General features: G+C 67.2%; 9 protein-coding genes and 1 riboswitch. Of the genes, 4 read left to right on the top strand and 5 right to left on the bottom strand.

What is annotated here, in order from left to right; all coding sequences use genetic code 11:
* Positions 1 to 143 precede the first annotated feature (143 nt).
* A riboswitch (glycine riboswitch) is annotated at positions 144 to 245 on the bottom strand.
* A gap of 182 nt (positions 246 to 427) precedes the next feature.
* Positions 428 to 1,459, top strand: a complete 1,032-nt coding sequence (locus FDK12_RS05005) for an LLM class flavin-dependent oxidoreductase (protein ID WP_137368527.1) — start codon at positions 428 to 430, stop codon at positions 1,457 to 1,459.
* A 284-nt stretch (positions 1,460 to 1,743) separates the two neighbouring features.
* Positions 1,744 to 2,811 carry a signal peptidase I gene (locus tag FDK12_RS05000; protein WP_223263097.1) on the top strand — a complete coding sequence of 356 codons (1,068 nt, stop codon included), beginning with the start codon at positions 1,744 to 1,746 and terminating at the stop codon, positions 2,809 to 2,811.
* On the opposite strand, the gene FDK12_RS04995 is transcribed toward FDK12_RS05000, so the two are convergent.
* Together FDK12_RS04995 and FDK12_RS04990 are read right to left on the bottom strand one after the other, a co-directional pair.
* Complete coding sequence (locus FDK12_RS04995) at positions 2,781 to 3,587, bottom strand: response regulator transcription factor (protein ID WP_137368526.1); 807 nt, start codon at positions 3,585 to 3,587, stop codon at positions 2,781 to 2,783. The two genes, FDK12_RS05000 and FDK12_RS04995, sit on opposite strands and share 31 nt — an antisense overlap.
* Before the next feature lie 226 nt (positions 3,588 to 3,813).
* Complete coding sequence (locus FDK12_RS04990; RefSeq protein WP_137368525.1) at positions 3,814 to 5,298, bottom strand: MFS transporter; 1,485 nt, start codon at positions 5,296 to 5,298, stop codon at positions 3,814 to 3,816.
* 88 nt (positions 5,299 to 5,386) lie between these two features.
* Between FDK12_RS04990 and FDK12_RS04985 the strand changes: the two genes are divergently transcribed.
* On the top strand, positions 5,387 to 5,950 hold the full coding sequence (locus FDK12_RS04985; protein ID WP_137368524.1) for a TetR family transcriptional regulator: 564 nt from the start codon (positions 5,387 to 5,389) through the stop codon (positions 5,948 to 5,950).
* Between the two features lie 95 nt (positions 5,951 to 6,045).
* On the opposite strand, the gene FDK12_RS04980 is transcribed toward FDK12_RS04985, so the two are convergent.
* The 3 genes from FDK12_RS04980 to FDK12_RS04970 all read right to left on the bottom strand — a co-directional run bounded on the left by FDK12_RS04980 (position 6,046) and on the right by FDK12_RS04970 (position 10,246).
* On the bottom strand, positions 6,046 to 7,485 hold the full coding sequence (locus tag FDK12_RS04980; protein WP_137368523.1) for a phytoene desaturase family protein: 1,440 nt from the start codon (positions 7,483 to 7,485) through the stop codon (positions 6,046 to 6,048).
* Positions 7,486 to 7,527: 42 nt separating this feature from the next.
* Positions 7,528 to 8,637, bottom strand: coding sequence for a lipid II:glycine glycyltransferase FemX (locus FDK12_RS04975; RefSeq protein WP_137368522.1), 1,110 nt, complete (start codon positions 8,635 to 8,637; stop codon positions 7,528 to 7,530).
* Positions 8,638 to 8,752: 115 nt separating this feature from the next.
* Positions 8,753 to 10,246, bottom strand: coding sequence for a glycosyltransferase family 87 protein (locus tag FDK12_RS04970; RefSeq protein WP_223263096.1), 1,494 nt, complete (start codon positions 10,244 to 10,246; stop codon positions 8,753 to 8,755).
* Positions 10,247 to 10,436: 190 nt separating this feature from the next.
* Between FDK12_RS04970 and FDK12_RS04965 the strand changes: the two genes are divergently transcribed.
* A complete protein-coding gene (locus tag FDK12_RS04965) occupies positions 10,437 to 11,522 on the top strand; it encodes an inositol-3-phosphate synthase (protein ID WP_137368521.1) in 1,086 nt (361 codons plus the stop codon).
* The last annotated feature ends 35 nt before the right edge of the window (positions 11,523 to 11,557 follow it).

The following is an 11,557-nucleotide window of genomic DNA, read 5'->3' as shown; positions in this document are numbered from 1 at the left end:
AGGTCAGAAAGGGGGCGCGTGCGCGCGTGCCTGGTCGGGTTCCTCCCCGCTCTGTGTGGGACCTGAGAGTTTCCGCAGGGCTCCGCGCCTGCTTGCACCGTCGGTGAGCGCCGGGCCTGCCCGATGCTGCTTTCCAGAGTTGCCTATCCGTAGCGGTACTGGGCCTGAGAGATTCCTGGGGAGGATTTGCTCCTACGGCGCCTGCCGGTTGTGTCTCGACGGCAGAACTCTCCCGCTGCAGATCATTGGCGTATTCAGTTGAGGTGTTCGGCGTGTGAGCCGTCCCACAGCTTACCGCGCGGTCGGGACGTGAGGCAAAGCTCGGCCACCCGAGATAGATACCTTTGCATGGAATAACGCCGTCCTGCCCTCCGTTCTATGAGCAGGCCCAGGGTGGGCCGGAACGGCAAGCACGGGGAGTTGCACCATGGCACGCGAACTGGAACTCGGACTGGACACCTTCGGGGACGTCACGCGCGGACAGGACGGCAACCCTGTTCCCTATCCGCAGGTCATCCGGAACGTCATCGCCGAGGCGGTCCTCGCCGACGAGGTCGGCGTCGACTTCATCGGGATCGGCGAGCACCACCGTGACGATTTCGCCATCTCCGCCCCCGAGACCGTCCTCGCCGCCATCGCCGGCCAGACCGAGCGCATCCGCCTCGGCTCCGCGGTGACAGTGCTGAGCTCGGACGACCCCGTGCGCGTGTTCCAGCGTTTCGCCACGCTGGACGCCGCGTCCAATGGTCGCGCCGAGGTGATCCTCGGCCGTGGATCCTTCACGGAGTCGTTCCCCCTCTTCGGCTACGAGCTGTCCGACTACGAGCGGCTCTTCGAGGAGAAGCTCGATCTGTTCGCGGAGCTCATCAAGGAGGGCCCCGTGACCTGGTCCGGGAGCACCCGCCCCGGCCTCGACAACCACGAGGTGTACCCCAAGACCGACGGCGGTCGCCTCAAGACGTGGATCGGTGTCGGTGGAAGTCCCGAGTCGGTGGTGCGTGCCGCACGCTACGGGATGCCCCTGATGCTCGCGATCATCGGTGGTGATCCGGCCCGGTTCGCGCCCTACGTGGATCTGTACCACCGGGCGCTGACCCAGCTCGGCCAGCCCACGCTGCCGATCGGCGTCCACTCGCCGGGCTACGTCGCGGACTCGGACGAACAGGCCCGCGAGGAGCTGTGGCCCGACAACCGCATCATGCGGGACCGCATCGGCCGTGAGCGCGGCTGGGGCCCGACGACGCGCGCGGAGTTCGACCAGGAGGCCGACTTCGGCTCCCTGTACGTCGGTTCGCCGGAGACCGTTGCGAAGAAGATCGCCGCGACCGCGCAGACGCTGGGCATCGACCGCTTCGACATGAAATACAGCGCGGGTCCGCTGCCGCACGAGAAGCTCATGCACAGCATCGAGCTCTACGGTACGAAGGTCATCCCGATGGTCCGCGAGATGCTCTCCTAGGACCATCCCGCCCGAGTCCCTCGCACTGTCCGCCAGGACGGTGCGGGGGACTTCTGCGTTCTCGTCGCATGGCTCGACGAGACCCCTCGATTCCGCCTTCGCCCTTTCTTCGGTTTCTTTTCGCCCTTCCGCCACTCCACTTTTGAGCGACCCGCGCCAGAGTAGTAATCAGAAGTTCGACACTCTTCCCGCCGGCTCCGCACCGTCCACCGGAGCCGGCGGGTAGCCTCAGCCGGGCAGGAGTCCGGTCGATCAGGCAACCAGCAGCAACAAGAGGAGCAGGCGTGACCACGATCGACCTTTCGTCCATCGGTCCCGGGTTCCGAGCGAGCGCTCGTAACCGGCAGCACACGGACGGTGCGACGACGGCTACCACGGCGACACCCGGGGCAGTGCGTGCGACCTTCGATCGCCCGTCCGTCGCCCAGCGCATCGCCAGCCTCCTGGGCACACTGCTCATGGTGCTCGCGATCGCGGCCGTCCTGTTCTTCGCGATCGGTCCGCGCTTCCTCGGCTACCAGACGGCGACGATGCTGACCGGCAGCATGGCCCCCGAGATCATGCCCGGTGATGTCGTCGTCACCACGGTGCAGCCGGTGAGTGACATCGCTGTGGGAGACGTCATCAGCTACCACATCCCCGTCGAGGACCACCGCGTCGAGACACACCGCGTGATCGAGGTCATCAGGGGAACCGACGGCAGCACGGCCGTGCGCACCAAGGGTGACGCCAACCAGGCCGCCGATCCCTGGACCGCCACGCTCGAGGGGGACTACGTCTACGAGGCAACGGCCACCATCCCCGAGGTCGGCAACGTGATCCGCGCCCTCCGTACACCCGTCGTCAGCCAGGCCCTCGTGTACGGCGTGCCGGCCGTGCTCGTCGGCAGCCTGCTCCTCATGATCTGGTCACGCCCCAAGGAGGAGGACGACGACGCCTCGGCCGCGCCTGCCACGGCCGAGGACCGTCCCGGTTCACCCCTCATGCCCACGGCCGGGGGCACCGACGTCCCACTCCTCCCGGTCCTGGACCGGGAGGTCCTGCAGAACCTCGGCGTCGAACTCTCCAGTCACGCCGGAGCGCTCCACTTCGCTGAGACGTTCGTCCAGCTGCTGCCGCAGCGCATCGCGGCTGTGGAGTCCGCGTTCAGGGCCGAGGACACCGATGCCGCCGTCGTCGCGCTGCTCAGCCTCAATGTGAGCGCATCCATGGTCGGCGCCAGCCGGCTCGAGGACTCGACGTCCGCAGCACTCCGCCAGATCGAGGACCCCTCGGCCCACCCGGGCCTCATTGCTCGGCTTTACAGCCTCGGGGACGAATTTCAGTCGGCGCTCGGCGGGATCATGCGGTAGCCGACACCGCGTACGGTGCGGATGAAGCGCGGGGCCTTGGTATCCTCGCCCAACTTCTTCCGCAGGTTGCGGATGTGCACCTCGACCAGATGCTGGTCATTGACCCACCCGTCGCCCCAGATGCGCGACAGCAGCGTCTCCCGCTGCCAGACCCGCCGCGGCCCCGAGACGAGGGTTGCCAGGAGGTCGAACTCGATGCGTGTGAGCGGCAGTTCCACACCCTCGAGCATGGCGATCCGCCCCTCCGTGTCGATGCTGATCGGTCCGTGCAGCAGCGATCCCTCGACCTGCTCGTCCCGGGGGGCGACCAGCGTGCTTCCCGTCGCAGGCTGCGTCACCTCGGTCTCCTCACCGCTCCCGGTCCCCAGGAGGGGCTGCGACACGTTCCGCACGGTGCTCCTCGGGCGCCTGAACATCGCGTTGACCCGTGCACCGACCTCACGCGGGCTGAAGGGCTTCACCACGAAGTCGTCGGCTCCGATCTCCAGGCCGATCAGGCGATCGATCTCGTCCTGACGCGCGGTGATCATGATGACGTAGGCGTCCGTGAGCGGTCGGATCTGACGGCACACCTCGACGCCGTCGATGTCGGGAAGATTGAGATCGAGGGTCACGAGGTCGGGCTGGCGGTCGCGCACGAGTGCGACACCTTGCCGCCCGGTCTCGGCCTCGAGGGTGGTGAAGCCGTTCATGCCCAGAGTCATGACCAGCAGCTGCCGCACGGCGGCGTCATCTTCGATGACGAGGGCAACACGCGAATCGGGGTCGGAAGTCATGATTACACAGTGCCAGATGTTCGGAGCACGGCCGAGTGCATCAGCACTGTTGTGTCGATTTTTTGGCTGATCCGCTCGTCGGACACGCGATCAGCACTGCCGTCGGCTGTGGTGGCTGCGTCACCCGCCGTGTCACCCGCTGAATTATGGGAATGGTCGGCATCGGGGGCGAGGGTCTCCGGATCCCCCAGCGGGAGGCACCGGGGCCACCACGAGCAGCGGGCTCCTAGCCCAGATGGACCGCTTCGCCCGACGTCGTGAACTCGTTCCTGGCGACCCTGATCATGAACCATGAGATCGGTGCTGCGAGCGCAAGGGCGACGGCGGCGGCGAGGAACACGACCGAGTAGCCATCGACGAGGGACTGGGGTCCGCCTGCGGCTCCCTCTGCCGTGCCGGTTCCTGCGCCCACGGTGTAGAGCGCGGTGAAGACTGCCGTACCGATCGATCCGCCGATCTGCTGGGTCGCCGTCACCGCGGCACTCGCCACCCCTGAATCACGGGGAGCGATCCCGAGGAGCGCGACGTTCTGCAGTGGCACGAAGATGAACGCGAGACCCATGCCCAGCAGGATCTGCGCCGGCAGGACCTCCAGCACGTAGGATCCGTCGACGGTGATGCGGCTCAGCAGGAGCAGCCCCGCCGCGGCAATCAGGGGACCGACCGTCATGAGGATGCGGGGTCCCACCGTCGTCAGCAGGCGCGAGACCACTCCGGCGCAGACGATGATCGCTGCCGTCATGGGCAACGATGCCAGGCCGGACACGAGCGGACTCATCCCCAGCACGATCTGGAAGTACAGCGTCAGGTAGAGCAGCGCACCGAGCAGTGCGGCTCCCACCGCGATCGACGCCAGGTATGCGCCGGCCCTCGCAGGATTCGTGATGATGCGCAGCGGAAGCAAGGGGTGCGCCGATCGGGCCTCGACGAGGACGAACAGCGCCAGGAGCGCGACGCCGAGGGCGAGGAAGCCCAGCGTGTCCACGCGGACCCAGCCTGCTTCGGCCCGGGAGAACCCGTAGACCACGGAGGCGAGACCGAGACTGACGAGGACGGCACCGGGGACATCGTACTGGGTGCTTCCCTCGGCGCGGCTCTCGCGCAGGACAGGTACACCCACCGCGATCGCGACGACCGCGATGGGCACGTTCACGAGCAGGCACCAGTGCCAGCTGAAGTACTCGGTCAGCACCCCACCGAGCAGGAGTCCGACGGCTGCACCTCCTCCGGCGATGGTCCCGTAGACCGCGAAGGCCCGCACGCGGTCCTTGCCGCCGGGAAACGTCACGGACAGGATGGCGAGCGCAGCCGGCGCCAGCAGGGCGGCGAAGGCGCCCTGCAGCCCGCGGGCCACCAGGAGCAGTTCTCCCGTCGTCGCGATGCCGCCGAGGGCGGACGCGAGGGCGAAGCCTCCCATTCCCACGAGGAACGAGCGCTTGCGGCCCCAAAAGTCCGCGATGCGTCCACCCAGCAGCAGGAGGGCACCGAAGGTCAGGGCGTACAGGGTGACGACCCAACTGCGATCGCTGTCCGACATACCGAGTTCCGCCTGCGCCTGCGGCAGGGCGATGTTGACGATGGTGCCGTCGAGCACGACGGTGAGCTGGGCGAGCGCGACGATCGCCAGCACGAGCCAGCGGTTCGCGGGGGCCTCGACGGAAGCATCGCCCGGGGTGGACGTGCCGGCGGGGCCCGAGGGTGGGACGGTCATGGATCTCCTCAAGAACAGGTGGATTCCGAGGTTAGGACAGCCTTGCAACGGAGTCAAACGAACTAGTTCGTTTGGGTATACTGGCAGGATGTCTTCGACGACGGACGTACGGACCCGCCTCCTTCTGGCTGCCCGCGGCGAATTCGCTGCCTACGGCCTTGCAGGTGCCCGCATCGATCGGATCGCCAAGGCCGCGAATGCCAGCAAGGAGCGCCTCTACGCCCACTTCGTCGACAAGGCAGCCCTCTTCCAGGCCGTGCTCGACGTGAATGCCATCGAGTTCCATGAGGCGACCGTGCTTGATCCCGCAGATGTTGCAGCCTTCGTAGGCCTCGTCTTCGACCATACGCACGAGCACCCTGAGATCCTCCGGATGCTGACCTGGGCGCGACTCGAGGGCATCGACTACGACCTGCCGGGCCACTGGCCCGCCCCGGACGTCAAACTGACGGCTCTCCGCGAGGCGCAACGGCTCGGTCTCGTCGACCCGACATGGGCGCCCGAGGAACTCCTGCCCATCCTCTTCGGCGTCGCGCAGGCGTGGGCCCAGGCTCCTCTGGTCGCACATCTCAACGCGCAGGACACCCCCCGGGCCGCCCACCGCACGTCAGCGGTCGAAGCCGCACGTCGGATCCTTCGCCCAACGCCGTAGAAGGCTCCGCCGAGGTCAGCGCCCGGAGCGCGCAGCTTCCACACGGGTGCTTCAGGACCCTCGCCCCGACCCTCGTCGGACGACCGGCTTTGTCCTCAGACGCCGAGGACAGGCACGGGAAGACCGAACTCGCGCCTGAGCGCCAGCCGTGCTGCGTTGAATCCCGCCATGCCGTGCACGCCGGGACCGGGAGGGGTCGACTGCGAGCAGAGGTACACGCCCTTGATCGGCGTAGCCCACGGCTGCAGGGACGGCACGGGCCGGGCGACGATCTGGCGCAGGTTGACGGCCCCGCTGCTGAAGTCCCCGCCCACGTAGTTGGCGTTGTAGGCCTCGAGCTCGCTCGCCGTCGTCGTATGGCTGCGGACGACGACGTCGCGGAAGCCGGGAGCGAAGCGCTCGATCTGCGCGGTGATCGCCCCGGCCATGTCCCGCGTGGACCCGCGTGGCACATGGCAATAGGTCCACAGCGTGTGCCGACCCTCCGGAGCGCGGGTCGGGTCGAACGACGACGGCTGCGAGAGGAGCACGTACGGGCTGTCGGGATGCTTGCCCTGGTTGACCTGCCTCTCCCCGGCAGCGATCTCCTCCCTCGTTCCGCCAAGATGCGCCGTCCCGGCCCTGTGCAGGTCCGGATGCGTCCATGGAACGGGGGCGGACAGGATGAAGTCGACCTTGCAGGCAGCATTCCCGTAGGTGAAGGCGGACAGCGCCGCGTCGTACCCCCATGGAAGGCGGCCACGGGACATCGTCCGGAAGGTCTTCGGAGCCACATCGAGGAGCACTGCGCGGGCATCGGACACCTCGGCCAGTGTCCCGATCCTGCTGTTGGTGACCACCTCTCCGCCGTGCTCCCGTAAATCGAGCGCTAGGGCATTCGCGATGGACTGTGACCCGCCGACCGGGATGGGCCATCCCACGGTGTGCGCCAGGAGATTCAGCACCAGGCCGGCTCCGGCTCCCGTGATCGATGGAAGTGTCCCGACCGGGTGCGCCATCACGCCGGTGACGAGCGCTTTCGCTTCGTCCGTCCTGAAACGGCGGTTCCAGGAGGGCAGACCCTGGTCGAGGACCGCGAGGGCGAAGCGCACAGCAGCCTCCGGTTTCGCGGGGACGCGCACCACATGGTTCAGGGTGAACGCGAGGATGTCCTGCTCCCGGTCACTCAGCGGCTGCAGCAGGCGCCGGTACGCCTCGCCGTCCGCGCCCAGCCCCGCCACGGTCTGCTCCATGCTGCGGTAGGCGATTCCTGCCCTGCCGCCGTCGAGCGGGTGGGCGAAGGACACGTCGGGGACTGCGAACCCGATCCGTCGGCTGAGCTCGAAGGCGCGGAAGAACGGCGAGGCCAGCGCCATGGGGTGGACCGCGGAGCAGAAGTCGTGGAGATGTCCCTCCTCCATCAGTTCGAGCGACCGCGACCCGCCACCGAGCGTAGGAGCGGCCTCGTGGACCCTGACGGAGAGGCCCGCGCGCGCCATGACGACGGCCGCGGCGAGGCCGTTCGGTCCAGCTCCGACGACTTCGACATCTGCCATGATGCTTCCTCTCCTATGCCGTTGGGACCCATTCCCCTCCGACTATGTATCGGCTTTCTGTACACCCGCTGCGGACCGCGCACCCCTGCCCCGCCGCACGAGCACACCAGCACAGCGCAGGGCCGCTCGTCCAGCCGTCGGCACTGATCGTCGCGCAGAGAGGAGGGACGCCACCGCTGCATAACGGGCCGGACGCAGCGGGATGTCGTACGTGGTCGGCACCACCACCACGTTCTTCGAGAAGTTCCGCTTGAACGTGGTGACGTTAGCGAGCCCCGGGTAGTTCTCGCTCTCTATACCCGTGAGCCCGCACGCGGTGTTGCCGGCGGCCTTCAGCGTCCTGAAGGCCTCCCACAGCAGCAGGTACGGGGCGAACGTCTTGCGGGCCTCGAGGGTGCTTCCCGCGAAGTAGTAGACGGCGTACCCGCGATACTCCGTGGTGATCAGCCAGCTCACGGGAACTCCATCGCTGTAGGCGACGAGAAGACGCACGTGGTCACCCAGCACCGTCAGCAGGGTCTCGTAGTACGAGGAATCGAACGACTGGAACCCGTCCCGATCGGCGGTCTCCTGCATGATCGGGTACAACTGCGTGGCGAAGACTCCAGTCCATTCCTCACGAGGGATATGCCTCACCTCGACGCCGCTCCGCTGTGCCCTCCGGATGCTGTTCCGCGCGTTCGGCCGGAAGCTCTTCAGCAGCTCTGCCTCGGACGGTCCCAGATCGACGACGATCTCGCGCTCGTACCAGCCGTGCTCGATTGGTCCGGTGGCGGGGGGCTGCAGCGTAGCGACCTGCATCCGGACGTAGAGGGGATGTACGGAAGGATCGTGGCGGAACTGCTCACGTACCGTCTCCATCAGCAGCCGCTCTGCTGCCGGCGTCCGCTCCGCGAACCACACAGGGCCGTTGACGACGACGACCGACTCCCTGAAGCGACGCACCACGCGGATATAGCTGGCGGTCGCCACGAGGTTCCCGGCCGCATCCGTGTACGCCCAGATACCCAGCGGAGCCCGTCCTAGCGCGTGCTCGAACTCGACCCAGTCCGGAGTCTGCTCGATCGGGATCACGACGCCGGGGTGCGCGTCTGCGATCGAGTCGAAGCCGCTCCTGGTGAGCCTGCTGTAGGTAAGGGATGCTGCTCTCACTGATGATCTTCCGCTGGAGGTGTCGACGGCGCACGGACGGATCGACTTGGCAGCGACTCCGGCTCGCCTGCGTCGGCCGCTCCGGAGTGCGTGGCGTCGACGCCGTCCCGCCAGCCTATCGGAGCCTGGCCGCCCGACGCCCGTACCGGCGGCGGGGCAGGGCGCCTCCGATTCGACGACGAACCCGTCCCGAGCGCAGGGTGAAGCGGTCGGGCGACCGGTCGAAGGGACCACCCTGTGGATCGTCGATCCCGATGCGCCGCACAGCGTCCAGCGACGGCGAACGGATCTCGACCACCACGACCGCGGCAACACATGCAGTGGCCAGAATATGCGCGACGACGGCCCAGACGTAGAGGCCGAGCCCCAGGTTGTTCTCCGGCGGACCGCCGCTGGTCTGTCCGCCGAGGTACAGCCAGACAGCCGCCCAGTGGAGTACTTCCACCAGTTGCCAGGCGACGACCACGCGCCACCGGGGGACGGCAAGTGCCACCAACGGCACGAGCCACAGAGCGTACTGCGGTGAGTAGACCTTGTTGCAGAGGATGAAAGCGATCACGATCAGCAGGGCGAGTTGCGCCAGCCGGGGCCTGCGCTGCGCCTGGAGGGCCAACACCGCGACGGCGACGCAACACGCGCCGAAGAGGATTCCTGCGCCCGCATTGATCGCACCCGGCGAGAGCACGGGGGCACCGGCTTCCCGTGCGAGGGCGTTGAAGACGTACCAGCCGGATGAGAAACCGGCGTCGCGCGTGCCCGAGAAGGTGAGGAAGTACGCCCATCCGTTCGGATCGCGCAGCAGGAAGGGCAGATTCACCACGAGCCAGGTGACCGCGGCACCCAGGAGAGCGGCTGCAAACGGCCGGTACCGGCCCGTACGGATGGCCAGCACCAGCACGGCGCCGAGCAATAGGACAGGGTAGAGCTTGACCGCTGTCCCGAGTCCCCACAGCACGCCCGCCAGGACCGGCCGATCCCGCGCGAAGGCCAGCATCCCGGCCGTCGCCAACAGCACCGCCCACAAGTCCCAGTTGATCGTCCCGGACAGGATGATCACAGGAGCCGAGGCCACGATCGCAGCATCCCACGGCCGCCGGTGGGACAGGCGCATGGTGACGAGCACCGTCATGATCCAGACGCCGGCCACCACCACGGCGTTCAGGTCGAAGTAGAGGAGCGACTTCGCCTCTGGTGCAACTCCATGGGCCGCGAGTTCGACGAGAACCGCCGTGCCCGACGCCAGCAGGCCGAGCAGCACCGGGTATTCGAACAAGGCTCCGGGGGTGACGAACGGGAGGACGCCCTCGCCGAAGCCGCGGCTCTGGTAGAGCTCCGCCCAATCGGAGTAGCAGGCGCGATAGAAGTAGTCCGGGGAGGACCACCCACCCAGTCGGCAGCGATTCTTGGCCGCGACGGCGAGGATCGAGGAGCACACCGTGATGAGGATGAGGACCCGTTGGACCGTGAACCATTGCGGGGCGACGCGGCCCGGGTCCGCGTGGCGGCCGAGTGGGCCGCCGACGCCCTCGACGAACTGTCGGAGGAGCGGGTCCGACCGGCTCGGGATGCTGATGCGGTACGGTCCGCGCCTTCCCGTACCCGACGTCATTCATCGAGCCTAACCCTCGGGACCGATCCCGATGCCGTGGGACGGGCGGGCTTGACGCGACGGCCGTGACGGGCACGGAATGGACCTGCTTCCGCCGGCGTTGTGAACTGAACGTAGACTGGCACTTCCTGCCGACCGCGCCCAGGGCGATGACGGCCGGGGCATATTCAACGGGCTTTCGAGGAGAACTGTGGGACAGAACCCCATTCGCGTGGCAATCATTGGAGTCGGCAACTGCGCCGCATCGCTCGTGCAGGGTGTGCATTACTACCGTGATGCGGATCCGGCAGGCAGCGTTCCGGGCCTGATGCATGTCGAGTTCGGCAAGTACCACGTGGGGGACGTGCAGTTCGTGGCGGCGTTCGACGTCGACGGCAAGAAGGTCGGTCACGACCTCGCCGAGGCGATCGGTGCGAGCGAGAACAACACCATCAAGATCACCGACGTACCCCCGACCGGTGTCATCGTTCAGCGGGGTCACACCCTGGACGGCCTGGGCAAGTACTACAGGGAGACCATCGTCGAGTCCGACGAGGAGCCCGTGGACATCGTGGGCCAGCTCAAGGCCACCAAGGCCGATGTGCTCGTCTGCTACCTCCCCGTCGGATCCGAGCACGCTGCGAAGTACTACGCGCAGTGCGCCATCGATGCGGGCGTCGCGTTCGTCAATGCGCTTCCGGTGTTCATCGCCGGCACGAAGGAATGGGCGGACAAGTTCACCGAGGCAGGAGTGCCGATCGTCGGAGACGACATCAAGAGCCAGATCGGTGCCACGATCACCCACCGCGTGATGGCGAAGCTGTTCGAGGACCGCGGCGTCACCCTAGACCGCACCTACCAGTTGAACGTCGGCGGCAACATGGACTTCAAGAACATGCTCGAGCGCGACCGCCTCGAATCCAAGAAGATCTCCAAGACCCAGGCTGTGACCTCCAACGTCAAGGCGGATCTGCACGCGAACGACGTGCACATCGGCCCCTCGGACTACGTGGCCTGGCTCGATGACCGCAAGTGGGCGTTCGTTCGTCTCGAAGGCCGCAACTTCGGCGACGCTCCCGTCTCCCTGGAGTACAAGCTCGAGGTGTGGGATTCCCCGAACTCGGCCGGTGTCATCATCGACGCCATCCGCGCCGCCAAGATTGCCCTGGACCGCGGCATCGGTGGTCCTATCCTCTCGGCGTCGAGCTACTTCATGAAGTCGCCGCCCGAGCAGTACGCCGACGACATCGCCCACGAGAAGGTCGAAGCCTTCATCCGGGGCGACCTCGACCGCTAGTCCGGTCCGTAGCCGCCAGTCCGATTCATCGAAGG

The organism is Arthrobacter sp. NamB2 (assembly GCF_005281365.1).
Lineage (GTDB): Bacteria > Actinomycetota > Actinomycetes > Actinomycetales > Micrococcaceae > Arthrobacter_D.
This window is presented reverse-complemented; position numbering and strand designations above follow the sequence as displayed.

What these genes read in the sequence shown, in the direction of transcription:
- FDK12_RS04990 (WP_137368525.1), bottom strand. Translation starts at nt 5,298, where the DNA reads ATGACCGTCCCACCCTCGGGCCCCGCCGGCACGTCCACCCCGGGCGAT.
- FDK12_RS04985 (WP_137368524.1), top strand. Translation starts at nt 5,387, where the DNA reads ATGTCTTCGACGACGGACGTACGGACCCGCCTCCTTCTGGCTGCCCGC.
- FDK12_RS04980 (WP_137368523.1), bottom strand. Translation starts at nt 7,485, where the DNA reads ATGGCAGATGTCGAAGTCGTCGGAGCTGGACCGAACGGCCTCGCCGCG.
- FDK12_RS04995 (WP_137368526.1), bottom strand. Translation starts at nt 3,587, where the DNA reads ATGACTTCCGACCCCGATTCGCGTGTTGCCCTCGTCATCGAAGATGAC.
- FDK12_RS05005 (WP_137368527.1), top strand. Translation starts at nt 428, where the DNA reads ATGGCACGCGAACTGGAACTCGGACTGGACACCTTCGGGGACGTCACG.
- FDK12_RS04970 (WP_223263096.1), bottom strand. Translation starts at nt 10,246, where the DNA reads ATGACGTCGGGTACGGGAAGGCGCGGACCGTACCGCATCAGCATCCCG.